The organism is Paenibacillus sp. FSL R5-0475 (assembly GCF_038004585.1).
Lineage (GTDB): Bacteria > Bacillota > Bacilli > Paenibacillales > Paenibacillaceae > Paenibacillus_AQ.
Map to the genome: position 1 here is coordinate 2432995 of NZ_JBBORK010000001.1, position 26026 is coordinate 2459020.

The following is a 26026-nucleotide window of genomic DNA, read 5'->3' on the forward strand; positions in this document are numbered from 1 at the left end:
TCGTACAGCCTGTACTCATAGGGGCGATGGTTTACCTTCCTTTGTATGAAGAGACGCTGAACGCCCCCTCAGAAGGTCTTACGTTATGAAGCATAGAAAACAAAAAGAACAGCTATCCCGCAATGTTACCCTTGCGACTCTTTGTAGGGTTTAAGCTCTTGGCTACCTACCGCCGTCAAACAGGTACTGGTTTGTGTCGGGTGCTGCTCTTTCTTGATTTCCTATGCTATAAATATATCATTTCAAAAACCTAATGACTGATAAGTTCTTGTTATTATTTTGGAATTATTTTGCTAATTTTTTCTAGGTAATGATATATACCAATATTCAATATATTTACATAAGGTTGTACCGGTGTTACCTTAATTAGCATAAGTAGTGAAAGGTAGGTATACCGTATGAAGAAAATTGCATTGTATATCCGCGTCAGTACTGATGAACAAGCTCTAAAGGGAAATTCACTTAATGAGCAAGAAGAACGACTCCGAGCTTATTGTCATGCAATGGAATTAGAAGGACAAATCGAAACCTTTGTAGACGATGGTTACTCCGCCGGAAGCATGAAAAGGCCTGCATTGACCCGAATGTTAAAGATGGCTCGAAATAAAGAGTTGAATATGGTTGTGATTACAAAGATAGACCGCCTTTGCCGGAACCTCAAAGATCTTCTCACCCTAGTGGATGAACTAGATGAAATACAGTGCGGCTTTGCTTCTGCAGGAGAACGATTTGACACCTCTACCGCAGCAGGTCGGATGGTATTACAAATTCTTGGCGCATTTGCTGAATTTGAACGAGGAAGAAATAGGGAACGAGTTCGTGAAAACCTAATGTCCATTGTTACAAATACTGATAAAGCTGTCAGTCGTCCTTGTTTTGGATACAACGTTGTAGATTCAAGATTTGTAATTAATGAGGAAGAGGCTGAAATTGTTCGTAAAATGGTGAATTGGATGCTCCAAGGAGAGGGAGCGCATCGAGTCATGAGAAGACTTAATGATATGGGCGTGAAAACTAAAGATGGAAAGTCCTTTACTCAACTATCGGTAGGTAAACTAATGCGAAGAGAAACGATCGCTGGAATGTTTGTTTATAATCGTGGGTACACACTTCGCGGAAAGAGTCTTATTCGACCTGAAGAGGAATGGATTGTAATTGAAAACCATCATGAACCCATAATCGACAAAGAAACATTTAAGCGGCTACAAATAGCAATAACAGCAAGAAAAACAAGCGGAAAGCAAGCCGATAATGAGCGGTGGCTCCTCACTGGTGTTGTTAATTGTACTCATTGCGGACGACCAATGTTTGGTCGCTACAGAAAGAAACCAAGTGGAAAAGAGTATTTTCACTATGTTTGTTCTAGTTACATGAAGAGAGCGGAATGTTTTCATCATTTTATAGACAGAGATTTGCTTGAAAATACAGTCATTGATCATCTATTGAATGCTGATAAGTTTAATGCTAAGAGTGAAGAAATTAACTCAAACGAGCCACAAATTGAAATCAACATTTCTAATTTAAAAGCCAATCTAAAAAAGTTAGATATCAAAATGCAGAGACAGATTGAGTTATTTGAAGATGCAGAAATTAATAAAGAAGATTTCAGGATAGCAAGAGATCGTATTCAAGATCAACGCCAGAAATTAGAAGACCAAATAAAACTTGCTGAAAAAGATACACAAGTAGCCTTAGAAAAGGAATTTGTTAATCGTGTAGGATTAATGAAAAACGATCTAAAATCTAAGAACCGAAGTGAACAGAAAAACGCTCTTAGACAACTCGTTAAAACAGTAGAAGTAACCAATTCATCCTCTATCCATATAAAAGTTCGCCTTTAATGCCGCAGTAAATAAGGTATTTCTAATATAACCTTAGGCTGCCCCAGGAAGGTAGAACCCTTCACTTTATCCCAGTTAAACGCTCCGTCAGCTTTACGGGCAAACAAGAACGTTCCATCCCTCTGAGTCAGCTGTGCAAAATTAATGACCGGATCATCTGAACCCTGTTGATACACATAAATGGAGGTTTCAGAACCTACCAATGCAACATCGATGGCACCTGAGAGGAGTGCAGTCATGGTTTTATCTCCACCGGGGATCGTCTGTAGTTCTACGTCAAGTCCTTCGTCTTTAAAGAAATTTTGTGATAAGGCAACATATTCGGGTGCATAAAAGACAGAACGGGTGACTTCACCAATCTTCACCTGTACCAACTCTGACTTTCCGCCGCAACCGGCAAGCACTGAAAAGCATAAAGTAATGATCATGAGCGACAATGACAGCTTTTTCCTAATCTTCATTCTTCATTCTCCTTTCTTACCGGGTCCTTCGCCCTTGCTTAAAGCATATGCAGATGCCTACGAAAAGGTTAAAACCTCCAATAACCTAGGGAAATCCAAGAATAACCATGATACTAGCGACTTTTATTAAAGGAATGGATAAATATCGTTTAATTTGCTGTTTTTGTATCTGTGCAAACGTTTTACCCATGGGGATGCATTCGAGTACTATAGGAAATAAAGCGCTTTCCATTTCTAGAATCAGAAAATTTGCAATAGAAGGAGTTATTACATATGTATAAAGGTGTTACATTCAAAACCAAAAAAATCACAATATGCTCTCTGGTGGGCATCAGTCTAACGACATTACTGCTGTCCGGTTGTTCTGGTAATCAAAGCAACAAAACATCCATTGCCACGCCCTCCCCTAAAGCAGACTCCATTCAGAGCACCGCTACACCACAAGCATTGATAAATAAGACGGATGAACAACCTTCCGCTGTTTATTATGAATTATTTGTTCGTTCCTTCTATGATTCAGACGGCGATGGCATTGGAGATCTAAAAGGGATCACCCAAAAGCTGGATTACTTAAATGATGGGAATCCTGAAACCACGACTGATTTGGGGATTGGCGGGATTTGGCTCATGCCCATCAACCCATCACCAAGCTATCATGGATATGATGTAACCGATTATCGTGCGATTAATCCTGATTATGGGACGATTGAGGATATGCAGGAGCTAATTAAAGAAGCGCATAAACGAGGAATTAAAATAATTATGGATTTGGTTGTGAATCATACCTCCAAAGAACACCCATGGTTCGTAGACTCGGCTAAAAACAGTGACAGCAAATATCGCGATTGGTACGTCTGGGCTGAAGATCAAGGTCGTCCCGCAAATGGAGCCAGCGCTGCTGGCGGTGGCAGTGCGTGGCATTCTATACTTGGCAGTCATTATCTGGGCGGATTTTGGGAAGGCATGCCTGATCTGAATTTCGATAATACAGAAGTTCGTACTGAAATGAAGGACATCGGAAAATTTTGGCTGGAGCAAGGTGTGGATGGCTTCCGACTAGATGCTGCGAAGCATATCTACGAAGATCTTTTGAGTGATAAAAGTGAGGCTACTACCGCTAAAAATGTATCCTGGTGGCAGGAGTTCCGCAAGGCTATGAATGAAGTAAATCCAGAGGCATATATAGTTGGCGAGGTCTGGGAGAATTCTGCTGTCACTGTCGGAGCTTATTTAGATCAAGCTTTTAACTCAAGCTTTAACTTTGGCTTAGCAGAAACACTGGTGAACTCTGTAAAAACTGAAAAAGACAGTGGAACGGCCTTTACGCTGGAACGAACCTATAAATTGTATTCCAAAATATCCGATAACCAATTTACCGATGCTACTTTCTTGACGAATCATGATCAAAACAGAGTCATGAGTCAATTAGACAATAACCCGAATCATGCAAAAATGGCAGCAGCCCTACTATTAACTTTGCCTGGGAATCCTTTTATCTATTATGGTGAAGAAATTGGAATGCGCGGTGTGAAGCCAGATGAAGGACTTCGAGAGCCTATGAGATGGAGTGCAGCTGATCAAGGAGAGGGTCAGACTACTTGGGAGGCCGGACGTAATAATGCGGGTGCGATAAACGTTGATGTTGAGAGCCAGCTGAATGACAGTGGTTCAATGCTAGAAAGATATCGCGAGCTTATTGCGCTAAGAAATGAGATTCCTGCGCTCCGGGATGGCGGAATCCGTGACTATGCTTCTGGCAATCCCGGGGTTATGGCTTACGAACGACTAACAACACAGGATCAGGTGCTCGTCGTTCATAACCTTACTGGAGAAGAACAAACTATTGTACTACAACCCAATGTCGAGGGTTTCTCTTACTCCAAGATCCTAAAGACGATTGCTGTCAAATCGATCTTGAATTCAGATCAACTTACCCTCCCTCCTTATTCAACTGCTATTGTGGAGTGAGAAATGCGGAAGAATGTAACACCCACTTTGTTACTGACCCACATAATTGAGCTTTTGTAATCGGGAGGGCTATAAGCCAGTCTTTGGATGGATCACTGCTCATTCGTAACAACCAGCCACTGGAATGATCGCCTAAGAAGCGTGCTTTCTGGAAGCTCCATCCACTGTCACTGGACGTACAGAGTCGTAATTCTCCTTCCGCCATGAAGCACTTCATTACCCGTGCTAGTTGGATGGAATGTACATCATCCCCTGTCTCTGCTGCTAAACAATCTGAGAGCATTTGCAGCGTGGATGAGCATGAGCTTTTTTTCAGCTCCTCAAATTTTCTTTTTGACATTAGTAATGCCGGAATCCCGTGATTAAAGAGCTCCTTCATGTTCTCACATTCGAACAGCTGAAGACAAAAGCTCTCCGTTTCACTTTCATCCTTTAATTCATAGGGCAGGGTTTCCGGGTTACTATTGCAGATTACTAGTATCCGGTCTTTATGTATTTGCAGACACAGATCCTTCATTTCCTCCTTCTCTTTATATTTCAATCTACAGATCCGTTCTGCGTTTAAACCTGTATGTAACTGATCCAGAACTGCTTGCCCCATTACTTCATCTGGAAATAAAAAATGCGTTAAATCGGCCAATCCATTGTCATTCACATCATTGTATCCTTCCTGTATTTCATATATATGTATATTAATCTAACAATCTTTATGTTATCATAAGCTAATTTTAAGGTAAAATTAAGAAACAAAGGGTATTATCATTAACATGAAATACTTTTAGCGAGGTGTCTTCAAAATGAGAATGCTCATCACATTTCAGAACAAACTTGTACCTGTGTATTTCACAACAGAAAATAAACAGCCCACTCAAAAAGTACTTAGATTACTTAACAGTACGTTGGAGCTCAAAATTCAAAAGGGCAAGAATGCTATCCAGAAATGCCTGAATTCATTAATTAGTATCGAAATTAAAGGCTCTGAGGCTATATTGCACAGTTATAGTGAGAATGATTCATTGGCGCTATCCCTCTATTAATAGAGGGGTAGTTTTTTTGTGAAGTTTCTTTTATCCTTTGGCAGACAAAACAGCAAGTCTCTGAAAGAGACTTGCTGTTTTTAAGTTTTGCAGCTTTAGTAATGAATGATTACACCAGTATGGGACAATATCAGCTAATCTTATAGTTCTTATTCTCTGCTTTTTCAGCTTTCTGTATTCGAAGTTTAAAGAGACTCACTAAATTTTGGCGTGTATGCTCTTCGTGACAGCTATCCAATTTCTTAATGATAAACCGATCAATGGACATGTCCATCGCTCCTTTTAATTCATTCAGATCCTTATGAATATAGGGAATATTTTCCTGTTTCCTTGTAAGTTTATTAACCGGGATTTCTATTATTCAAACTCTTGTTCCTTTATAAAATACTCTTTTCCCCCAAAAAAATCACAAAAAAATAATTTACAAACAAAAAAATACATGCTATATTATTTATAGTTAATATTAAATACACACATCCAAGGGAGCAATCATAATGTCTAATGTTTTATTTATCAAAGCAAACAACCGTCCAGCAGAACAATCCGTAAGTGTTAAGCTTTACAATGAATTTTTGGAGAACTACAAACTCAACAATCCAGAAGATGAAATCACTGAACTTGATTTGTTCGCAGAGCAACTTCCTTACTACGACAATACCCTGATCACTGGTATGTACAAAGCTGCTCAAGGTTACGAACTAACAGCTGAAGAAGCAGCAGGTGCTGCTGTAGTTAATAAATATCTGGAACAGTTTATCGCTGCTGATAAAGTAGTATTCGGTTTCCCACTGTGGAACATGACTGTACCAGCTGTATTGCATACTTATGTCGATTACCTTTGCCAAGCTGGCAAAACATTCTCTTACACTGCTGAAGGTCCAGTTGGTCTTTTGACAGGTAAAAAAGCAATCGTACTGAACGCTAGAGGTGGCATTTATTCCGAAGGTCCTGCAGCAAGTGCTGAAATGGCTGTAAACTTCATCGTTGGTAACCTTAACCTTTGGGGTATCAAAGATATTACTCAAGTAATCATCGAAGGTCACAACCAACTTCCTGCACAATCCGCTGAAATTATTGAGAACGGATTGCAATTGGCTAAGGAAACTGCAGCATCGTTCTAATACAAGCTATAAGAGAATTTAATAAAAAAGGGTGACTCTGAGCTCAGGGTCACCCTTTTTTTTGACTATCTAGCCTATTGGAACACTACTCTTGGCTCCGTCGCTGTCTATAAAGTTCTTCTAATACTCATCAAGTTCTTTACGCCAACCGTACCCTCTAGTCCTTGTCGAATGAACTTTAGAAGAAGCTGCAGTTTTTCTCTTGAGCTTCACCTCTTTGGTGCTCTGGTACAGCAGCTCCCGCTGTGTCTTTCGGTAGTTCAGCAGTCTCTTCTCTTCGAGCTCACCGTTATGAACCGCTTCAAGTACCGCACAGCCCTCCTCACGTTCATGTCTACAGTTACTAAACCGACATGCAGCAGCTAAGCTGCTAATATCACTGAACGCCAGATCTAATCCACCCTCATCTTCCCACAGCTGCAGCTCACGCATCCCTGGTGTGTCTACTATGATTCCTCCGTCCGGCATAATAAACAATTCACGGTGGGTAGTGGTATGACGTCCACGGCTATCTCCTTCTCTTACATCCTGTGTAAGCTGAAGATTCTTTCCACATAACCAGTTGACCATCGTAGATTTGCCGCAGCCTGATGAGCCCGTTAGAGCTACTGTCTGTCCACTCCCAATGTAAGGCAGCAACTTCTCACGGCCATTATCTTGCAGTGCACTAACCGCATGAACTGGCACACCTGGTGCGGCGCTTTCCATTTCGGCAATTTTACTCTCTGCATCTAGGCAAAGATCTGCTTTGGTCAGTAGAATGACTGGATTGGCCCCGCTGTTCCAAGCCATGATTAAGTATCTCTCCATCCGTCGAACATTAAAGTCATCATTCAAAGCACTGACCAGAAATAAAGTGTCTACATTCGAGGCAACAATCTGCTCCTCTTGTGTGTTACCAGCTACCTTACGTGAGATGACACTATGCCGAGGCAATATCCCATGTAAAATCGCATGCTCGCCGCCATCCTGCATTGAAAGAGCCACCCAGTCGCCGATCGCAGGAAAATCACCTGAAGCGACAAACGTATGTCTCAGCTTGCCTGATAGCTCCCCCCATGTCTCTCCCAAATCAGTCATCACCCTATACTTACTGCCAAAATCGCCTACAATTCTTCCGGGAACAAGCCGTTTATCCTCCGTCTCCTTCCACTTTTCATCCCATTTTGAACTCCAATTTTCATTCCAACCATATTGCTGTATGTTAGTCATTTGAATCCTCCTAAAGATCTGTTTAAGTTTTTGTTTTTATTTACCATGTACTGCTAGCATTTTCCGGGAACACAAAAAACCGTCGGAATTTAAGACTCCGGCGGCGGTCACACTTCATGAACTCTTCTAGAACGAAAAGGACAAAAAGTGTACACATAATCAGGAAAATGTCTCATCCTAAAGACAAGGATAAGTTCATTTTCCCGTGCGATATATAGAGAAATAGACAATTAACTACAATTCCTATGTATTCTATATACGCAAAAAAGCCGCCGGACCCAATACGGTTCCCGCGGCTCTAATAAGCGTAATAGAGCTTACCTGCTAAACTGCACGAATAACTTATTCGGCAGCCGCTGTTCCCGGAAGACACGTATCCACAACAGTTGAGTTCATTACATTTAAAACTGTCATAAAACATCGTCTCCTTCCGAAATAAGATGCTGTTATCATAAACGGCGCTGCCGTATAATGTCAACTATAAATTTTGATAAAATTACAAAATGGACTTAAGCTCATTCAACTCGTAGATTATCTTCCAAGGTTGTATGTCCAATTGCTCGTCCCAGGCATGTTTTCTTTGCAGCCAAATGCCTTGTAGACCTGCTTTCCCTGCACCCCAGATATCATTCACCGGGTGATCTCCAATAAACAATGTCTGATCCGCAGTAACTCCCAATCTGTCTAATGCAAGTTGATAAATCTTAGGATCAGGCTTAGCGATTTCTACTTCTCCAGAAATGACAATAGCCTTGAAGTACTCTCGCAGGGCAAGGGTATCAATTTTGGTGTTCTGGATATCTACTTTGCCGTTGGTAACCAGACCAAGTATATAACCGCGCTCTTTGCAGTACTTCAGAACGTCCACAGCATCCTTCATCGTAGCACCATGATTGATATAACTTGCATCATAATATGCACGAATATGTTCAGCCGTAACTGGTGTTTCCAAAGGCAGTACCTCGCTTAGCTCTACGAAGAATCCGTCCTTATCACGGTAACCATCAGCATCTCTGTGAATCATATCTTCTACTACCTTCTGCGCTTCTTCAGCTTCCAAATGTCCTAGAAAATCCTGAACAAACTGAGTACTAAAACTGCGAAATGTATGGTCACGATCCATTAAAGTATTATCCAAATCAAATAATATAGCTTGTACTTCTTTCATCAAGCGATTCCCCTTATATGCTGTTGATTATAAAATTTAACTTACAGAAATCTATTGTACTATGCCTTTGAAGACAATGAAAAGACCATTCTGTAAAAAGGAACTGCTGTCTCCCCTTCTACTGAACAGTCTTTATAGGCTTTATATTTGATTTATTCATTTACTCAAAATGCTCCGCACGATGTGTCAGCATCATTTCCTCTTCTGTGATATACAGTGGGAAAGGAGGGGTTTCTTTGAGATAACTTTCTGTGGCTAGCAAACGATAATGAACCTCAGGTAACCATGCATCTTCAACAAGTGGCAACTGTCCTGTATCACTGATGTAATTGTCTACAGCGGACTGAACCATATCAAGGTAATACGGAACAAGCTTATCTTGTTCCTCGAAAACTTCATAGGTCTCGCGTGACATATAGAAATTCTGCTCTGGAATTCCTCCTAAATACCGTTTTAGTCTGCTCAAATCTATTCTTTTGTCGTCAAGGATTAAAGCTGTTCTATTAATGAGCGCAGGCATATCTTCTTCAAACTGTCTGATCGCCTGCTTGACTTGGGTTAGGGTAACGGTAATATGATCGGATTGGGGTTGTTTTTTTGTGCGTTTAAAAAACATAAGACAAGTCTCCTTTCGAAAAACTATCTTTGTTAACGCTTACAATTCTATTATATTCGAATTCCTCCCTCTTAATCAGCATATTTCCAAAAGACACAAATTGTTAACAACTTTATGATCATTATTTGACATCTTCCCAACGCATCCAAATTTCTTGGGGATTAAGTTCATATTTATCATTCTCACGATACATAAACTGATGCATAATAAATTCACGCCGAATGGTAGCAAAATCTTCATGGAACTGCTTAATAAACTCGTTAATTTCCTTCTCACTATAAACTACCCCTGGCTCTAGCTTCTCAACCATGAACTGAAGTGCGATCAGTTTCTTCTTATATTGTGCCGGGATTTGCCGAAGCCGCCCATCCTTCGAAAAAAAGTTACGCAGCACAGACTCCTTTAGACTATTTTCAGGTGATTTCTCTTCCATATTTCTCGCTCCTTTCGAAAAAATAAACTGAAGTGAAGCCTCAGCGCCACTACTAATGAATTCTGGATTCAACTTAAAATAAACTGTATTTTTGTCACGTCGTTCCTTTATTAGAGCTGCTTCACGCAATTTCGCTGCATGATGAGTTACCGTTGGTTGTGATAAATTCAATTTCTCAGCCAGCGCTTGTCCGTGCATTTCTCCTTGTGACAGAAGCAACAATAAACGAAGACGTGTTGGGTCAGCCAAAGCTTTATGATAGTTCACTATTTTTTCTAACTGCATTGGAATCACACTCCTTCAACTTTCAAAAGCTAGATACACATTAGATATATATCTAATTATATAACAATTAACATTATTCTTGCAATGGTTATTATGTTTAACCTTATGCTTATGGCAAAATGAATGAATTTAGGGTAGGATTTAAAGAAAAGATAGTAACAATCAGGAGGTAACCCACTGTATGAAAGATGTAATTATTATCGGTGCAGGTCCTTGCGGCCTCTCGGCAGCTATCGAATGCCAGCGCCAAGGACTGTCCAGTCTCATTATTGAAAAAAGCTTTATCGTTCACTCCATTTATTTGTATCCAACAAATATGCAATTCTTCAGTACCGCTGAGTTATTAGAAATCGGAGACGTTCCTTTCACCTCGACCAATGATAAACCATACCGCCATGAAGCTCTTGTCTATTACCGCCGGGCTGCGAAGCAGTATGGTCTAGATATCGCCGCTTACGAAGAAGCGTTATCCATTGAGCCTCTGGAAGATGGAACCTATGCTGTACATACGTCCAATATGCGTGGTGAGCATCACACACGTATCACTGCAAATGTCGTTATCGCTACAGGTTATTTTGATCAACCGAATATGATCGGTATTCCAGGGGAAGAACTTCCTAAAGTTACCCACTATTTCGGTGAAGCCCATCCGTATACAGGGATGAAAGTTACTGTCATTGGTGGCAGTAATTCAGCGGTAGATGCAGCACTGGAGCTTATGCGCGTTGGAGCTACAGTCGATATGGTCTATCGTGGTGAGAGCATTTCCTCGAATATTAAGCCTTGGGTTCGGCCAATCTTTGAAGGGATGGTACAAAAGGGTAAAATCACTCTACATCTGGAATCACGTGTTACTGAAATTACGGCTAGTTCGGTTATAGTTACGAGTCATAATGGAGACAAAAAATCCATAGATAATGATTTCGTCCTTGCTTTAACTGGCTTCCGGCCTAGCCGGGTGCTTCTCACTTCTGCCGGCGTAGTTATGGATGACGATATGGATAAGCCAGCTTTTAATCCTTCAACTATGGAAAGTAATGTTCCAGGTCTTTATGTTGCAGGAGTAATCGCTTCAGGCCGCAATGCGAATGAAGTATTTATTGAGACAGGACGTGGGCATGGTAAACTTATCGCAGATCACATTCTTGCGAAGCGCAGTTCTCACAATAAGGAGTTGAACGTTTAAGATGGACATGACCTCTTTGCTTTTGCTTGGTCTTGCTGCGCTCGGTATTATAAGCAGTAATTCCCCTGTAACAATAGCAATGGTCGTCCTACTACTGCTAAGAGTTCTTGGCCTGCAGCAGACCTTCCCTTGGCTTGAGAAATATGGTTTAACCATCGGGATAATCATTCTTACGATCGGGGTCATGACGCCTTTGGCCAGCGGAAAAATATCGCTGCAGATGGTCGGTCAGTCCTTCCTCCACTGGAAGTCTCTTCTTGCGATTGCGATCGGCATTCTCGTCGCTTATCTTGGTGGACGCGGAGCCATCCTTATGACCAACCAGCCCACAGTTGTTGCGGGTCTCCTGATCGGAACAGTGATTGGCGTTGCATTGTTCAAGGGTGTCCCTGTAGGACCGCTTATCGCAGCCGGTATTTTGTCGCTCTTGATTGGCAAAATGTAAAAGGTGGAGCAACCATTCAACACAAAAATAGAGCAGCAATTCTCCATATCGAGAGAATCGCTGCTCTATTTTATTTTTATTCAGCCTGAGAAATGGATTGTGGAATCTCCTGAGACGATCGTTTTTCTACAAACAATAGATCACCAACCCCATACTCTGTTTGAATTTTTTTCAGTTGGGCCAAAGCTTCTGCTTCTGTATTAAAATACCCAACTTCCACTAGGAATAATCCCTTCTGATCCTTTAATACGCGCACGTTCTCTAACCCGTATAACATCTCTTCAGCCATACCTTGACTCTCGCCGGAAGGCTCTGAGTTTGTTCTAAGTGAATAGATAGAAGTTCCTTCTTCCACGTCACCCTTCTTATCCTTCAATGTAATCGCCACCTGTGCCGGATCCTTATATTCCTTCACCTCATAAGCAACTGGCTCTTTGAAGGTTACATTGAAACGTATCATCGAGTCATCCAATGTAATTAAAGGATAAGCATCTTGAACATACTTGCTTTCTTTTAATGTCTCAAGATCTTTAACAGCTGAGAAGTTCCTTGCCCCACTCACGGTTACGGTCATTGTATAAGGATTGTCAGTGAATTTTACGTTATAAGAGCTTGCAAGGTCTTGTGTATTATCCGAATTCGCAAAATTTAAAATCATTTGATCACTGTTCTTCTGATGTTTCAACGAAATGAAATTGACATCTACTCCATCCTGAATCGTGCCGCCGCCTGCACTTCCATCCGTAAATTTCAATACACTTACCAGCTTACCTAGAACGGGCACTTGATTCATACTATCCGCGAAGGCGGGTACCGTATTTACACCCACTGTAAAAGAAATGATAACTGCTGCTGCAACTGATCCTGTCCATTTTAATCCGCTCATTTTTATTCCTCTTTTCTGTTGTTTATAGCGTTTTCCTCTTTCAATACCTTTTCGAGAAGCTTGTGATAGTTCTTCGGGGATTTCAATATCGTTGTATGCTTTCTGTAAACGTTCAAGTTGATTATCCAAAATACTCACTCCCCTTCATATTAATTTTTAATTTCCCTAATCCCCGATAGATGACGGTTTTCACTGTACTCTCTGGCATGTCCAATACCCCGGCAATTTCCTTTATGGGCAAGTCTTCAAAATACCTCATCACAATGATCGTTCTTGATCTTTTATCAAGGACTCTTAGCGCCTCCTGAAGATCAATGACATCCTCTATGGGTTCTGAAGCGTAGCTGCCTTCGGGGTCTTTCTCCATATACACGATTTTTTTAGATTTTCGGATAAAGTCCAAGGCACAATTGACGGCTATTTTTGTGAGCCAAGTTTTAAAATATTGAGGTTGCTGCAGTTTATGAATTGAGATGAACGCTTTATAAACGGTCTCCTGTACAATCTCCAGCGCATCATCCTTATTCCTCACATAGGAGTACGCCATACGGTAAAGACGCTCTTGCATCCCGTCTATCAATGCAGTAAAGCTGTCTTCATCACCCGCTATCGCCTTTTCCTCCAGCTCTGTTGTATTCAAGTTCTCACTACCTTTCATGTTGCTTATATTTTTTAGACGCACGTGATATTCAAAAAGACTCAAATGGATTTAAAAAAATGGCCCTCTCTCCCGAGAAGACCACCTAAGTAATTTATTATAATGTTAGATCTTATCATGTATCCAAATGCTGTACGTTAAACAATCTCGCATAACTTCCGTCCAGTCCCATTAGTTCCTCATGTGTACCACGTTCTGTGATTTCACCATTCTCAAGCACCACGATCTGATCAGCATGTGTAATGGTAGACAGTCTATGCGCAACAATGAGTGTAGTACGTTCCGACGAGAGGGATTGCAGCGCTTGTTGAATTAAATGCTCTGATTCCAGATCCAGTGCTGACGTAGCTTCGTCTAATATAAGAACCTTTGGGTCTTTAAGAAACACCCTTGCTATGGCTACCCGTTGCTTTTGCCCACCGGACAGCTTCACTCCACGTTCTCCCACTTCTGTATCATAGCCTAGCGGCAGCTGCTCAATAAAATCATGCGCATTGGCAGCTCTCGCCGCCGAGAGGACTTGCTCCTCTGTAGCATTAGGATTGCCGAACAAGATATTATCTCGTACAGACCCACTAAATAAGAAATTATCTTGAAGCACCATCCCAACGGCTCTTCGCAAACTCTCCTGCGTCAAACCCTGTATATCCTGACCATCCATCTGGAGGCTACCTTTGCTTATGTCATAGAATCGCGGGATCAAGCTTATGAGAGAGGACTTCCCGCCACCACTCATTCCAACAAAAGCGACCGTCTGACCAGGTTTGATACTTAAATTAATATCCTTCAGTACCCAATCATTCTCTTCGTTGTATTTGAACCAAACATTATGAAAATCAATTTCACCACGTGCATTCATCAGAGGTCTTGCTCCCGGTTTATCCACGATATCATAAGGCTCGTCCAGCAGCTCAAGCACCCGTTCAAGGGAAGCCGAGGCTTGCGTGAGCACTGTCGAGGAATTAATCAATCGACGCAGCGGCGCATACATCCGGTCCAGATAGCCGAAGAAAGCAACAAAGGTTCCCACAGTCAAATTACCATGAATCACTTGATAACCACCGTATCCGATGACTAGCAGTGGTGCAATATCCGTTAGTGTGTTAATAATCGCGAAGGTAATCGCATTCCAACGAGTTTGAGCCATCGCTTTTTTGAGAAAGTTACCGTTGATATCTTCGAACTGCTTCTGATCCACTTTTTCCATGGTGAAGCTACGGATGATCGAAATGCCTTGAATCCGTTCATGAAGATAGCCTTGAATGCCAGCCAGAGCCTGTGAACGGTCTTTCGTTAACACTTTAAGTCGTTTATATAGTTTACTTACCGCAAAGGCGTAGAACGGAAGTACAGCGATAGATACTAGCGCCAGCACTGGATTCAAATAAAACATAAAACCAAGCGCAAACACTAGCGTAAATAAATCCAGCCATACATTCATCATTCCGACTTCTACTAAATTTTTAGTCTGTTCCACATCATTTATAAATCTCGAAATCGCTTCCCCCACTTTTGTATTCTGATAATACCGCAGCGATAACCGCTGTAAGTGACTGTATAGCTTATTCCGCATATCGAACAATATCTTACTTGTGATCAGCTGGGCAAAATACTGCCGGTAATACTCCACCGGTCCCCTTACAATTACGAATAAAACAAAAGCGCCTCCGAGGATGAGCATCAATTGCGATACCCGCTCCTGGGCACTCATGGCAGGGTTCATCAGCAGATCATCGACTACGTATTTCAGAATCATAGGCAGTGTCAACGGGATGCTGAACTTGATCATACCTATAAAGAGCGTAAACACAATCCATTTCATGTAAGGCCGTACAAAAGTAAAATATGATTTCCATTGCTTCACAGGGATATTCTGTCCTTTCTCTTTACTGAGTTGCTAAGTACAGTTGACTTTTGCGCTCTACAGTGTTTTTATATTTTTAAGTCCATAAGTACGATAGCAGTACCCGAACTTCAGGAGGATAAAGATGTCTAGACAATTTGTGACGGAAGCCGTCATGATGGCGATTTACGGCCAGCTTCTCATATCGAGCAGCCCTGTAGAATATATAGTGCCTTATACGACCGTGATGGAATTATACGAACTGCGGGACAGTGATGATCCGTTAATGAACCGTCCAGATGATGACAAGCATGTCAAACTCAAGATTGGTGAGCTCATTGCCTATTTTGAAGAGCCACTTAATGCTAAAAAAATCAACCGCTGTCTGGCCGTTCCTTGGGCAAAAAGCTCTGGTATTCTACTAGGCGGACAATCAAAGATTACCATCATTAACAGCATGGATACCGCTGTCTACGGCGAAACGTTCGATCCTATCGAAACGGAGCTTCTATTGTCCTCACAACGTGAGAAGGTGCCTATTCTTACAGATCAATTCGAGCTGATTCAACGCATTATTGAAGGTGGAGTCCCTGTTCAAGTATACGACATTGACGATTTCGATTTTGCTATGGAGGAAGAAACGTTTCGCAATTCGCACTGATTATATCAACACTAGAAAAAGCCCTGCCTTTTGGCAAGGGCTTTTCACATTAGTAAAAAAAACAAAATTAAGACATTTAAACCTGTACTCCGCCAGGCACCGATTTGGCTTCATACATATATTCAATGTCATCGTCAGCCTCAGAATACACAATAGTTAAGCCGTAACCTTCCATATACCATAAGTCCTGCTCTTCCATGTAGAACACAATACCGTCTTGTTCAACTTGTATTGCCGGACGTCCTGGTGCCTCCGTCCCGATACCCAGTGAGAAACCAGGGTGAAGTCCACCTCCCGAGCTATAGCGGGGAAATAAACGAATATAGTCTCCATTCTTAAGATCCAGTTCTCTTTTAAACCAAGCTGCCGCTGCTTGACTAATTTCCATGTTCATCTCTCTCAGCTCCTTTGTATAGTCTAATCATACTGAAAATGAATCGATATTCAAATACCTTTATACAATTAATGTTTTCCCAAGCTCCTCAAAAATTAGTTTGACAACTTTGCGAAGCGAGTGATAAACTCTGAACATAACTAACGGTCTACTAGTTATTACCAAAAGTTATTATTAAATCAATGAAAGGGGTGAGCGCGGTGTTTACGAAGTTACAGCCATATCAAATAACTATTGTTGGAATTTCCAATCAACCGAATACCGAAGCAGCCCAAGTGGTGAAACCATCCTGAAGTTCCCTGCGAGTGTAATTGATCGTATAACTTTAGTTCTTGAAGGTCTCTCACATGCCTGGTGCTGTATAGCACCGTGCGCATGATAGCTGTAAATTACAGGCATATCGTCCGTTTTCGGATGATATGCCTTTTTTTGTCGGTAGTCATCTTTGAAGGACGACAACGTCGTTTTTTCTTGGCTGTCGAGATAACCACTTGCGCTTTTTTCCAACATCACAGTTAGTACTTTAACTCGAAAGGAAGGGATTTACTTGTTCTCCGTTCTCCGTAATCTCGGCTGGTTCTTTCGCCGAGAAAAAAGGCGTTACCTGATTGGCCTTATCTTACTTATTGGTGTAGGTGTTCTTGAATTATTCCCCCCACGTCTGCTAGGCAATGCCATTGACGACATAGTACGCGGTTCTATTACTACAGCATCGTTAGCCAAGTATATCGGTATGATCCTCATTTTGCTGCTAGTCATTTATTGGATTACCTACATATGGATGCACAAATTATTCGGAGGCTCCAACCTCGTAGAGCGCCTGCTGCGCTCGAGATTTATGAATCATTTGATGACCATGACCCCGTCGTTTTTCGAACGCAATAGAACCGGCGACCTGATGGCTCGGGCAACCAATGATATCAGAGCTGTCTCAGCTACCGTTGGATTCGGGATGCTCACCCTAGTGGATTCTACAATTTACCTCACTGTCGTACTATTCGCAATGGGTTTTCTTGTCAGCTGGAAGCTGACACTTGCAGCAGTCTTACCATTACCACTAATTGCAATAGCTATGATTTTTTATGGTAAAGCGATCCATGATCGTTACAGCTTAGCACAAGATGCGTTCGGAGATATGAATGATCAGGTTCTCGAGTCTGTCTCAGGTGTGCGAGTTATCCGTGCTTATGTACAAGAAAGACTTGATGAGAAACGATTCTCGGATATTACAGAAGATGTATACAACAAGAACATGGCCGTCGCCCGTGTCGATGCCTTCTTCGAACCGACGATTCGGTTCTGCGTAGGGCTCAGCTACATTATCGGTCTTACCTATGGGATTTATCTTGTGTTCCGTAATCAGATCACCCTAGGGGATCTTGTCTCCTTTAACATGTACCTCGGCATGATCGTTTGGCCGATGTTCGCTATTGGAGAGCTTATTAACATCATGCAACGTGGTGGTGCTTCTCTCGAACGTATTGATGAGACGCTAAACTCCAAAGCGGATGTTCAAAGTGCGGCCAATCCGGTTCAAGTTGCTAATCCTACCCGAATTGAACTTAACGATGTGACCTTCCGTTATCCCTCATCGACGATTGACAATCTAAGCAATGTCAGTCTGACCTTAAACCAAGGGCAAACACTAGGTGTAGTCGGTCGTACGGGAAGCGGTAAATCAACGCTCCTCAAACAGCTGCTTCGTGAATATCCGACAGGTAATGGTGAAATTCTCATCTCTGGAGTTCCGATTCAACAGATTTCATTGGATCAGCTACACAGCTGGATGGGTTATGTTCCTCAAGAACAGATCCTGTTCTCCAAATCAGTACGTCAGAATATTCAATTTGGTCTAGACAACGCGGATGACGATACGATCATGAAAGCTATCACAGCTGCCGCCTTCCAAAATGACTTAGGAACATTATCCGATGGTTTAGATACGTTGGTTGGTGAACGTGGAGTATCCTTATCCGGTGGACAAAAACAACGTGTATCCTTATCCAGAGCCTTTATCGCAAATCCAGATGTACTGATTCTGGACGATGCCTTATCCGCTGTTGATGCTCGTACTGAAGCTCAGATCATTGAGAATATTCGCCAAGAGCGTGCGGGAAAGACTACATTGATCTCTACGCACCGCCTCTCTGCTGTTCAACATGCCGACATGATCGTCGTACTTGATAACGGACATATCGTGGAACGTGGTACGCATCAAGAGCTGTTGGATATGAATGGCTGGTACCGCGAACAGTATGATCGGCAGCAAGTAGAGAATAATTTATCGAATGATTAAAAGACATACTAGCTATGACTAAGCAAAACTTTTAGGAGGTGTCACCGTTGACAAAGAGTACAGGCAAACGCCTGCTTGAATACGCATTGACCGCAAAAAAAACCTTTATCGCAGCCCTCCTACTCCTCTCCATCGGGGTAGCGGCTGAACTGGCAGGTCCATTTATTGCCAAAAGCATGATTGACAATCATATGTTGGCCATCGAAAAGCCTTATTTTAGTACTGCATCACAAGATGAGGCAGTTCAGTATAACAACGCTTATTACAAACGCGGAGACCGTTTTGAACCCGGGGAAGCTAAGGGTCAAGAAATTCGCATTCTTCAATCGGGACGAAGTTTCTACTTTATCAATGAAGCCGTAACACAGTCCGATGGTGAGAGAAAGTTCAGTAATGGTGAAATGCATATCACGCGCGGCCAGGATGAAGTCATCTATCCTGCGGTTAAACTTTCAGCGGATGAACTGTTTGATTTTTACAAACCTGAGCTCCCTGGTATTTATCAGCTGGTCGGTTTGTACGCTATCTTCCTGGTCATCTCGATCTTTGCCGAATTCGGTAAAACCTATTGGCTGCAATCTTCGGCGAATCAGGTAATCCGAAAACTACGAACAGATGTGTATGCGCATATCCAGCGACTTCCGGTTTACTTTTTTGACAACTTGCCAGCAGGTAAGGTAGTTTCACGTGTAACTAATGATACCGAGGCGATTAAGGATCTATTTATTGCCGTTCTCTCTAATTTCAGTACTGGTATTATTAATATTACTGGTGTATACATCGCCTTGTTCTTGCTCGATGTTCGGCTAGGTCTGATCAGCTTGTTCATCATCCCGATTCTTATTCTTTGGATCGTGCTCTATCGCAAAATCGCTACAAAATACAATACGATCATCCGCTCACGTCTGAGTGAGATCAACGCTATCATTAATGAATCGATTCAAGGAATGTCCATTGTTCGTATATTCCGCCGTCAGAAGCAGCTTGGTGAAGAATTTGAGCATCTGAACGATGACTACTTGAAATATCAGAATAAAATGCTGAATCTGAATGCCTTCACTTCCCACAACCTGGTGAACTCTCTACGCAGTCTCTCTTTTGTGATGGTGCTTTGGTATTTCGGACATGGCAGTATTACGGGTTCTACATTTGTATCTTTAGGTGTTCTATACGCCTTCGTCGATGTGCTTGGACGTTTGTTCCAACCGATTACAGGTATGGTGAATCAGCTTGCAAACCTCGACACTTCTATGGTGTCTGCGGGTCGTGTGTTTACTCTTATGGATGAGCCTGGGGAGAATGTTACCGATGGTTCCATGCCGCGCTATAGAGGAAAAGTGGAGTTTAAGAACGTATCTTTTGCTTATAAAAAAGACTTCGTCCTTCGCGATATTTCCTTTGAAGCACGTCCAGGCGAAACTGTTGCTCTAGTAGGTCACACCGGTTCCGGAAAAAGCTCGATCATCAACTTATTATTCCGGTTCTATGATCCACAGAAAGGTGAAATCACGATTGATGGCCAGAAGGTTACAGATATTCCGAAGCAATGGCTACGCAATCACATGGGGATTGTTCTTCAAGACCCTTACCTCTTCACTGGTACTATTGCTTCCAATGTCAGCCTGGGGGATGAACGAATCTCACGCGAACGGGTTGAACGGGCTTTACGGGAAGTCGGAGCAGATAAATTGCTGGCCCACCTTCCTCAAGGCTTTGATGAACCGGTTATTGAAAAAGGGAGCACCCTTTCTGCAGGTCAGCGGCAATTGATTTCGTTTGCCAGAGCGCTCTCCTTCGACCCAGCTATTCTGATTCTTGATGAAGCAACCTCCAATATCGACACGGAGACAGAAAGCGTCATTCAAGATGCATTAGAAGTCCTCAAAAAAGGACGCACCACATTCATCATCGCACACCGTCTTTCCACGATACGCAGTGCAGATCAGATTCTTGTTCTGCATCATGGTGAGATTGTAGAGCGCGGTAGCCACGATGAGCTGATGGCACTCGGCGGTAGATACTTCCGGATGTACCAGCTACAAGTAGGTGCTGGTTCTAACAGTATAGACAATAACACTGGTGCACCCTCCCGACCTTCGTTAGGCAGCTTGCAACCATCGTTAGAGAAGATGTAATCGATCCCCTGAGTCACATCCTGTGATTCAGGGTTTTTCTATACTTGATATTAGAACGTTTGTTCTGTAAAATGAAAAATAATACATATAGATGAAGGAGGCTTTTGATGCGTACATACACTATAACTAAGAAGCAAGCTCGACTTTTTCTCCTGGCTCACCAAAAGTTAACTAGGGGCGCTCTTCCTGCCGGTAAACTTAGTGTTTATGATTACGTTCGTCACGTAGGCTGTATCCAATATGATCCACTTAACATCGCAGGCCATAACCATGAGCTTGTCCTCCAAGCACGAGTTCCCGGTTTTACACCTGAGCAAGCCCAAGAGCTACTGTATCAAGACCGACTTCTAATAGATGGCTGGGACAAGAACATGTCCATTTATTGTACAGAGGACTGGCCTTATTTTAAACGCAGAAGAGAGGCATCAGCCACACGCCATCGGGCCAATGAGCCAGTAATGGATACAGTAGAACAGGTTCGTGAAGAGCTATTAAAGCGCGGTCCCCTCTCCTCTCTGGATCTAGATGGTAAGGATAAGGTGGATTGGGCTTGGGCTCCGGCTAGATTAACCCGGGCCGCTTTGGAAAGTATGTACTTTTGGGGGGAAGTAGTCGTTCATCATCGTGTTCATACCCGTCGGTATTACGATTTCACTGAACGCCTGCTTCCTCATAATCTTTTAAACACCGAAGACCCTAACCCCACTGATGAACAATTTCATGATTGGTATGTGCTGCGTAGAATAGGTAGCATCGGACTGTTATGGAATAAATCTGGCGATGGATGGCTTGGAATTTCTGGTCTAAAGAGCAAGGAACGCACTGAAGCGATTCAAAGACTGTTATTGGCAGACAGTCTCAGAGAAGTTCTAGTGGAGGGTATTAAGCTTCCACTCTACATCCGTAGCATGGACGCTCTAACTTTAGAAGCTGTAATACAGCAGGAGTCTGAAGATGCTGAGAGTCATTCAAGTTATTCGTTTGCGGCTGTCTTAGCTCCACTCGATAACTTGATATGGGATCGAGAGCTGATCCGACAATTATTTGGATTTCATTACCGCTGGGAAGTCTATAAACCAGCCTTGGAACGGGAGTATGGTTATTATGTACTGCCTATATTATATAATGATCGTTTTATTGCGAGATTTGAACCGGTGATGGATAAGAAGAGCCAAACATTGAACATTATGAATTGGTGGTGGGAACCCGGTGAACACCTAACGCCAGAGATGCTTCCGGCATTAGGCGAAGCTCTATCTGCACTGTCACGCTGCGTTAGAGCTTCTAAGATTCATTTTAGACCGGAGGTTGTTGAGGAGTGCGGATTAGAAGGGTTATTAGTGTAAAGTCTCCTCTTCTAACCCCAGTTTCGTGAACATTTCTGTACAATAGCCTTGTAATTTGATCTCTAGCCTTCTTGCTTTATTTTTGAATCGTTTTAACTCCTCAATCATTTTCGCCCTTCCAGCGGGGGTGAACGTTTCTTGTATCCGTTCCTTGAAATAATCGTGAACGATATGGTTACGCTGCTTCCACACTTCTTCTAGCTGAGCGGTTTCTTGCTCTGAGAAAGGAAAGTGATGCTGGATTTCTTTGATGAGTTGACCGAGTGAATTGCTGAGTTTTCGCTGATACAAATCAGTCAGATCTGCTTCAGTGGGCGTCTTCCCTTGTGATAATTTGGTGAGCAATAACAAATTGGTCAACTGCTGTTCTAGAGCTTGACCATAATAAACTGCTAGTCCAAAATACGCAAATAACTCCTTGGATTGTTCACTCTCTGGTATTTGTGTATGCTTCATCTTTCCCCTCCACTTCTGTTCGGCCTGCCAGAGCTATAATAAACTGATATCATCCAGGTGATTCGGAGAAGTTTATGTTCGCTTCATATCTACTGTTAATTCTCCAGTTCCCTACATATTTCCTCTTCTAGAAACGAAATTTAATCTAGCCTTGTGCTAAAAAGAAAAACAGACCATGCTGTACATCCACAGCAATGGTCTGGTCATTTGCTTATTATATAGTTAGGTTGGGTATACAACCTTACGCGTATACTTCAACCGCATCGCTAATCAAACGGCACGCCTCAGCACATCTACGGCAGGCATCAATACATTCCTGACAATGTGTATGTATATGCTTGCTGCTTTCATCTGCACAGGCTTCACAAATTTCGGCACACAGACGGAGAATTCCGGCTACAAACGGACTTTGGCGAGTCATCGCTTGTACGGCATATGAACAAATATCCGCACATTCACGATCTAGCCGCATGCTTTCACGCAGAGAAGCAAGATCATATTCTTTTAGGCTTGAGACATAGCTATAATTACAGGCATTCATACTTTCTAAACAAGCGTCAATGCACTCCTGATATTGAATTCGGGTCATAGCCTTAAACCTCCTGTATTTTTATAGGGTATGCGATACTATTAACCTACAAGATTAGGAATGAACCATTACAACTTCTGACAAGGAGATCTGATTATAGACTTCTCTTAACTGTACTAGGACGAACGAAGGTACGTCCCTCCATCTCCAGTAACCTAGTGCGCAGTTCATTTGATGAGAAATGTTCGCCGATAAATACGGCAACGTCAGGCACTTCGCCTTGTGGTGTGATTTTCATAAAATCAGCTTCACGATAGGCATATTGGAAAAGAAACCGGCTGGAGGTGTCATTAAAGGTCACAATACCTTTAGCTCTATAAACATCTCGCGGCAATTCCTTAACGAACTGTTCGAATTCTTCACTGTTTACTGGACGTTTAAAATAATGTGTGTACGCCATCACATGATCGTGGCTAGTATGTGTGCCACCAGTAGTGTGTTCATCTTCATCATGCATGAAGCTTTCGCTTGCGTCCTCAACCTCTTCCAGCTGTTTATCCGTAAGAACTCCACCTGCATCACGCAGCAGTTCCTCCGGTTCCACCTCACAACGCACAGTTGGCAGAATGGGTGCATAAGCGTTCCATTTCCGCAGTACAGCGTTAACCTCTTCCGCCTCTTCAGCGGTTACACGGTCAATTTTATTCAATAGCAAGACAGAAGCGCAGCGAATCTGCTCCTGCATCAAACGATAAGTTGCCCCCTGTTGTGCGCGATACAGTTCAAGAAGATGCGCGGCGTCAACGACGGTGATCAAGCTTTTTAGTTCTACTTTTTGATACAACGAAATCTCGGTTACGCCATCCACAATTTCCAGCGGATTGGCAGCGCCTGTTGCCTCGATCACTACGACATCCGGAGTCTCCTTCTTGATCAGTGTTGCGAGTTCTGTACTAAGATCACTTCGGATAGAACAGCATATACATCCACCAAGTAGTTCTGCCATAGGGACAGTTTGCTCAACTAACAATCCATCTAAATTCACTTCACCCAGCTCATTCATCACTACTGCAGGGCGTAAACCCTGATTTTTCCAATGATCTAGTAGGCGCTGCAGCAGTGTTGTTTTGCCGCTCCCCAGAAATCCTGACAATATATACACAGGTACGACCTGTTCCATGTTTCATCGCTCCCCAGCAAATTACAGTTATGTGTAGCGAGTGTACTACATGCGCGCGAAGCACGCAAGCGGCACCCCAAATTCCTGCTGAATTCTGTGAGTACAAGTAAGCTTGTCTTTACTTCTGCCATACCCTATCATGATAACATCTCTAATCTAGGAGTTGAGCCATTTGTCATCTGTTGAAGAACATCGGAAAGAAGCGCCTCAAACCGTTTCCTGCTATATCATTACTGTCTCGGACACCAGAACTATTGAAACAGATACCGGAGGAGCTTTGATTAAATCTATGCTCGAAGAAGCCGGGTATGAAGTGATAGGCAGCACCATTACGAAAGATAATTATCAGGATATTCGTGAGCTATTGTATAAATGTGTTGACCACGCCGGAATAGAAGCTGTACTTCTGACAGGTGGAACAGGGATTTCTCCACGGGATACGACATATGAAGCTGTTGCCTCTTTGCTAGATAAAACATTACCTGGCTTCGGTGAAATTTTTCGGATGCTAAGCTTCACAGAGGACATCGGTTCGGCAGCTATTCTTAGTCGAGCCATTGCCGGCACCATGGGAAAGACCGCTATCTTTTCTATGCCCGGCTCTACTGGAGCCGTAAAACTGGCTATGGAACGGCTAATTATCCCGGAACTTCGGCATGTTATGCGTGAAATTTACAAGCGTTAAGCAAATACCCATTTTTAAATACAATAGACAAACAACCAAGCAGGCTTTTGTTCTGTGCGTATAATACGGTAAGTCCACACACAAAAGGAGCTGAAGGAAATGTCTGAATGTCCAAAATGCCCAGCCCAAACGGTTACTGACCCACCTAAGGTGGTTTATCAAGATCACTTCCACCCACAAGTAGTAAATGTGATTCATCCAATTGAAATCGTAAGACGTCACCACTGTGTACCCGTACCTCGCCATTGCTACACCTATTCTGTTAAAGATGTATTTGTGGATAACTCCATGATGCCTAGAGGCGGAAGATAACTCTACTTCACAACACTATTAAAAGTCCCCTATATGTGAGAGACAGACTCGTTCTAAATGCATTGGGTCTTCTCTCGCTTTTTTCTGTCAAAAAACATTTCAAATTCATACTCTAAACTAAATTCGATATTGAGGCTACGTTTTCCCAAAAAGAGGAAATCGATAGTTTAATGGATGAGTTATTCGAGGAATAGTAGTTATGCCCCGGGGAAAGTTTCCGGGGCGTTTTTTATGTAGTTACCTGAACCACATCATCGATCTTAATCCAATCATAGTCATATTCTATTTGCAGTTTGATCCGCCGTAGTTGCCTGTCTATGGCGATCACAACACTCCCCGGTTCTTAATATCTTGAACTGGTTCAAATTGAGTGATTGTTATCTGCTCCCGATACTGTTTCGAGTAAGCGAGCACTTGATTAATGTGGACTAACCACCGTATTGACGTAATCATCAAGATGATTTACGCCTTTTCTTATGCATTCCAGCTCTATAGGCCAGTATTTCTTCTTATGGTCCATCTCTATCTCCCCCTTATCATGTTATTGGACATAAAAAAGCCTTGAAATGAAAAAAAGGCATAGCCAAAAAAAATGGCCACACTTTTTCAACCTCAAGGCATATTCTATAAGTTGTCAATTAAGACAACAGCTCCTTCTCCAGCTGAACATAAGACAGCGGAGAAAATGAATGTGTTTCGTAATGAGGTAATTGTATCCTAATCATTGTAAAGAGGCAATAGCGTAGGCAGATTCTTTCAATCGCCTTCTATTACCCCATATTTACATTCATTTTTAAGCTTTTTCTAAAAAAATTTGTTGCTGCTTAAGGAAAGGGATAGTAAAGGTTTAGATCGACCAAATAATAAAATAC

The 26026-nt window shown here is 42.3% G+C and carries 24 protein-coding genes and 1 pseudogene; 12 read left to right on the forward strand and 13 right to left on the reverse strand.

Going from position 1 to position 26026, the window contains the following annotated elements; all coding sequences use genetic code 11:
- Nucleotides 1-398: 398 nt before the first annotated feature.
- Complete coding sequence (locus tag MKX41_RS10975; RefSeq protein WP_340970387.1) at nucleotides 399-1841, forward strand: recombinase family protein; 1443 nt, start codon at nucleotides 399-401, stop codon at nucleotides 1839-1841.
- Nucleotides 1842-1873: 32 nt separating this feature from the next.
- Here the strand turns inward: MKX41_RS10975 and MKX41_RS10980 are convergent.
- Nucleotides 1874-2302, reverse strand: a pseudogene (locus tag MKX41_RS10980) (ABC transporter substrate-binding protein); the annotation flags it as partial.
- Between the two features lie 273 nt (nucleotides 2303-2575).
- On the opposite strand from MKX41_RS10980, the gene MKX41_RS10985 reads away from it, so the two are divergent.
- The gene (locus tag MKX41_RS10985; protein WP_340970388.1) at nucleotides 2576-4270 is read left to right on the forward strand and encodes an alpha-amylase family glycosyl hydrolase; all 1695 of its coding nucleotides are present in this window, start codon (nucleotides 2576-2578) and stop codon (nucleotides 4268-4270) included.
- On the opposite strand, the gene MKX41_RS10990 is transcribed toward MKX41_RS10985, so the two are convergent.
- Entirely contained in the window at nucleotides 4257-4925 is a 669-nt protein-coding gene (locus MKX41_RS10990; protein WP_042188915.1) for a hypothetical protein, read from the reverse strand. The genes MKX41_RS10985 and MKX41_RS10990 overlap by 14 nt on opposite strands.
- A 142-nt stretch (nucleotides 4926-5067) precedes the next feature.
- Between MKX41_RS10990 and MKX41_RS10995 the strand changes: the two genes are divergently transcribed.
- Both MKX41_RS10995 and MKX41_RS11000 read left to right on the forward strand, forming a co-directional pair.
- Nucleotides 5068-5307 carry a hypothetical protein gene (locus MKX41_RS10995; RefSeq protein WP_042128392.1) on the forward strand — a complete coding sequence of 80 codons (240 nt, stop codon included), beginning with the start codon at nucleotides 5068-5070 and terminating at the stop codon, nucleotides 5305-5307.
- A 494-nt stretch (nucleotides 5308-5801) separates the two neighbouring features.
- Complete coding sequence (locus MKX41_RS11000) at nucleotides 5802-6428, forward strand: FMN-dependent NADH-azoreductase (RefSeq protein ID WP_042188917.1); 627 nt, start codon at nucleotides 5802-5804, stop codon at nucleotides 6426-6428.
- A 120-nt stretch (nucleotides 6429-6548) separates the two neighbouring features.
- Here MKX41_RS11000 and rsgA read toward each other — a convergent pair whose 3' ends face one another.
- The 4 genes from rsgA to MKX41_RS11020 all read right to left on the reverse strand — a co-directional run bounded on the left by rsgA (nucleotide 6549) and on the right by MKX41_RS11020 (nucleotide 10142).
- Nucleotides 6549-7640: a ribosome small subunit-dependent GTPase A gene (gene rsgA / locus MKX41_RS11005; protein WP_076283500.1), complete on the reverse strand. Its 1092-nt coding sequence runs from the start codon at nucleotides 7638-7640 to the stop codon at nucleotides 6549-6551.
- Nucleotides 7641-8136: 496 nt separating this feature from the next.
- On the reverse strand, nucleotides 8137-8808 hold the full coding sequence (locus tag MKX41_RS11010; protein ID WP_340970393.1) for an HAD family hydrolase: 672 nt from the start codon (nucleotides 8806-8808) through the stop codon (nucleotides 8137-8139).
- A gap of 160 nt (nucleotides 8809-8968) precedes the next feature.
- Entirely contained in the window at nucleotides 8969-9424 is a 456-nt protein-coding gene (locus MKX41_RS11015) for a DUF3939 domain-containing protein (RefSeq protein WP_076283499.1), read from the reverse strand.
- A gap of 121 nt (nucleotides 9425-9545) precedes the next feature.
- Nucleotides 9546-10142 carry a DUF2087 domain-containing protein gene (locus MKX41_RS11020; protein ID WP_340970396.1) on the reverse strand — a complete coding sequence of 199 codons (597 nt, stop codon included), beginning with the start codon at nucleotides 10140-10142 and terminating at the stop codon, nucleotides 9546-9548.
- A 181-nt stretch (nucleotides 10143-10323) separates the two neighbouring features.
- On the opposite strand from MKX41_RS11020, the gene MKX41_RS11025 reads away from it, so the two are divergent.
- On the forward strand, nucleotides 10324-11328 hold the full coding sequence (locus MKX41_RS11025) for a YpdA family putative bacillithiol disulfide reductase (RefSeq protein ID WP_042188927.1): 1005 nt from the start codon (nucleotides 10324-10326) through the stop codon (nucleotides 11326-11328).
- A 1-nt stretch (nucleotide 11329) separates the two neighbouring features.
- Complete coding sequence (locus MKX41_RS11030; protein ID WP_042188929.1) at nucleotides 11330-11773, forward strand: DUF441 domain-containing protein; 444 nt, start codon at nucleotides 11330-11332, stop codon at nucleotides 11771-11773.
- Nucleotides 11774-11849: 76 nt separating this feature from the next.
- On the opposite strand, the gene MKX41_RS11035 is transcribed toward MKX41_RS11030, so the two are convergent.
- The 3 genes from MKX41_RS11035 to MKX41_RS11045 form a co-directional block, all read right to left on the reverse strand.
- Nucleotides 11850-12788, reverse strand: a complete 939-nt coding sequence (locus MKX41_RS11035) for a DUF4179 domain-containing protein (RefSeq protein ID WP_340970399.1) — start codon at nucleotides 12786-12788, stop codon at nucleotides 11850-11852.
- Nucleotides 12781-13299 carry a sigma-70 family RNA polymerase sigma factor gene (locus MKX41_RS11040; protein WP_340970401.1) on the reverse strand — a complete coding sequence of 173 codons (519 nt, stop codon included), beginning with the start codon at nucleotides 13297-13299 and terminating at the stop codon, nucleotides 12781-12783. Before MKX41_RS11040 ends, MKX41_RS11035 begins: the two co-directional genes overlap by 8 nt.
- Nucleotides 13300-13432: 133 nt before the next feature.
- Nucleotides 13433-15181: an ABC transporter ATP-binding protein gene (locus MKX41_RS11045; RefSeq protein ID WP_340970403.1), complete on the reverse strand. Its 1749-nt coding sequence runs from the start codon at nucleotides 15179-15181 to the stop codon at nucleotides 13433-13435.
- 124 nt (nucleotides 15182-15305) lie between these two features.
- On the opposite strand from MKX41_RS11045, the gene MKX41_RS11050 reads away from it, so the two are divergent.
- Nucleotides 15306-15821, forward strand: coding sequence for a hypothetical protein (locus tag MKX41_RS11050; RefSeq protein ID WP_042128412.1), 516 nt, complete (start codon nucleotides 15306-15308; stop codon nucleotides 15819-15821).
- 76 nt (nucleotides 15822-15897) lie between these two features.
- Here MKX41_RS11050 and MKX41_RS11055 read toward each other — a convergent pair whose 3' ends face one another.
- Nucleotides 15898-16215, reverse strand: a complete 318-nt coding sequence (locus tag MKX41_RS11055; RefSeq protein WP_340970406.1) for a HesB/YadR/YfhF family protein — start codon at nucleotides 16213-16215, stop codon at nucleotides 15898-15900.
- A gap of 547 nt (nucleotides 16216-16762) precedes the next feature.
- Here MKX41_RS11055 and MKX41_RS11060 point away from each other — a divergent pair.
- The 3 genes from MKX41_RS11060 to MKX41_RS11070 all read left to right on the forward strand — a co-directional run bounded on the left by MKX41_RS11060 (nucleotide 16763) and on the right by MKX41_RS11070 (nucleotide 21992).
- Entirely contained in the window at nucleotides 16763-18511 is a 1749-nt protein-coding gene (locus MKX41_RS11060) for an ABC transporter ATP-binding protein (protein WP_042188935.1), read from the forward strand.
- Nucleotides 18512-18558: 47 nt separating this feature from the next.
- Nucleotides 18559-20646 (forward strand): ABC transporter ATP-binding protein, encoded by a 2088-nt coding sequence (locus MKX41_RS11065; protein ID WP_340970409.1) that lies wholly within the window; start codon nucleotides 18559-18561, stop codon nucleotides 20644-20646.
- Between the two features lie 107 nt (nucleotides 20647-20753).
- Entirely contained in the window at nucleotides 20754-21992 is a 1239-nt protein-coding gene (locus tag MKX41_RS11070) for a winged helix-turn-helix domain-containing protein (RefSeq protein WP_340970412.1), read from the forward strand.
- On the opposite strand, the gene MKX41_RS11075 is transcribed toward MKX41_RS11070, so the two are convergent.
- From MKX41_RS11075 to MKX41_RS11085, 3 genes are all read right to left on the reverse strand, one after another.
- On the reverse strand, nucleotides 21984-22448 hold the full coding sequence (locus MKX41_RS11075; RefSeq protein WP_340970415.1) for a hypothetical protein: 465 nt from the start codon (nucleotides 22446-22448) through the stop codon (nucleotides 21984-21986). The genes MKX41_RS11070 and MKX41_RS11075 overlap by 9 nt on opposite strands.
- A 241-nt stretch (nucleotides 22449-22689) precedes the next feature.
- A complete protein-coding gene (locus MKX41_RS11080; protein WP_042128424.1) occupies nucleotides 22690-23037 on the reverse strand; it encodes a four-helix bundle copper-binding protein in 348 nt (115 codons plus the stop codon).
- Between the two features lie 94 nt (nucleotides 23038-23131).
- Nucleotides 23132-24157: a CobW family GTP-binding protein gene (locus tag MKX41_RS11085; RefSeq protein ID WP_340970417.1), complete on the reverse strand. Its 1026-nt coding sequence runs from the start codon at nucleotides 24155-24157 to the stop codon at nucleotides 23132-23134.
- Nucleotides 24158-24329: 172 nt separating this feature from the next.
- Between MKX41_RS11085 and MKX41_RS11090 the strand changes: the two genes are divergently transcribed.
- Entirely contained in the window at nucleotides 24330-24842 is a 513-nt protein-coding gene (locus MKX41_RS11090) for a MogA/MoaB family molybdenum cofactor biosynthesis protein (RefSeq protein ID WP_081393012.1), read from the forward strand.
- 99 nt (nucleotides 24843-24941) lie between these two features.
- Nucleotides 24942-25154 carry a hypothetical protein gene (locus MKX41_RS11095; protein ID WP_076283489.1) on the forward strand — a complete coding sequence of 71 codons (213 nt, stop codon included), beginning with the start codon at nucleotides 24942-24944 and terminating at the stop codon, nucleotides 25152-25154.
- Nucleotides 25155-26026 lie beyond the last annotated feature (872 nt).

Excerpts from the sequence above, each read along its gene's own strand:
- MKX41_RS11070 (WP_340970412.1), top strand. The coding sequence starts at position 20,754 with ATGCGTACATACACTATAACTAAGAAGCAAGCTCGACTTTTTCTCCTG.
- MKX41_RS11080 (WP_042128424.1), bottom strand. The coding sequence starts at position 23,037 with ATGACCCGAATTCAATATCAGGAGTGCATTGACGCTTGTTTAGAAAGT.
- MKX41_RS11015 (WP_076283499.1), bottom strand. The coding sequence starts at position 9,424 with ATGTTTTTTAAACGCACAAAAAAACAACCCCAATCCGATCATATTACC.
- MKX41_RS11095 (WP_076283489.1), top strand. The coding sequence starts at position 24,942 with ATGTCTGAATGTCCAAAATGCCCAGCCCAAACGGTTACTGACCCACCT.
- MKX41_RS11010 (WP_340970393.1), bottom strand. The coding sequence starts at position 8,808 with ATGAAAGAAGTACAAGCTATATTATTTGATTTGGATAATACTTTAATG.
- MKX41_RS11000 (WP_042188917.1), top strand. The coding sequence starts at position 5,802 with ATGTCTAATGTTTTATTTATCAAAGCAAACAACCGTCCAGCAGAACAA.
- MKX41_RS11085 (WP_340970417.1), bottom strand. The coding sequence starts at position 24,157 with ATGGAACAGGTCGTACCTGTGTATATATTGTCAGGATTTCTGGGGAGC.
- MKX41_RS11050 (WP_042128412.1), top strand. The coding sequence starts at position 15,306 with ATGTCTAGACAATTTGTGACGGAAGCCGTCATGATGGCGATTTACGGC.
- MKX41_RS10995 (WP_042128392.1), top strand. The coding sequence starts at position 5,068 with ATGAGAATGCTCATCACATTTCAGAACAAACTTGTACCTGTGTATTTC.
- MKX41_RS10985 (WP_340970388.1), top strand. The coding sequence starts at position 2,576 with ATGTATAAAGGTGTTACATTCAAAACCAAAAAAATCACAATATGCTCT.
- MKX41_RS11055 (WP_340970406.1), bottom strand. The coding sequence starts at position 16,215 with ATGAACATGGAAATTAGTCAAGCAGCGGCAGCTTGGTTTAAAAGAGAA.
- MKX41_RS11025 (WP_042188927.1), top strand. The coding sequence starts at position 10,324 with ATGAAAGATGTAATTATTATCGGTGCAGGTCCTTGCGGCCTCTCGGCA.
- MKX41_RS10975 (WP_340970387.1), top strand. The coding sequence starts at position 399 with ATGAAGAAAATTGCATTGTATATCCGCGTCAGTACTGATGAACAAGCT.
- MKX41_RS11075 (WP_340970415.1), bottom strand. The coding sequence starts at position 22,448 with ATGAAGCATACACAAATACCAGAGAGTGAACAATCCAAGGAGTTATTT.
- MKX41_RS11020 (WP_340970396.1), bottom strand. The coding sequence starts at position 10,142 with ATGCAGTTAGAAAAAATAGTGAACTATCATAAAGCTTTGGCTGACCCA.
- MKX41_RS11030 (WP_042188929.1), top strand. The coding sequence starts at position 11,330 with ATGGACATGACCTCTTTGCTTTTGCTTGGTCTTGCTGCGCTCGGTATT.
- rsgA (WP_076283500.1), bottom strand. The coding sequence starts at position 7,640 with ATGACTAACATACAGCAATATGGTTGGAATGAAAATTGGAGTTCAAAA.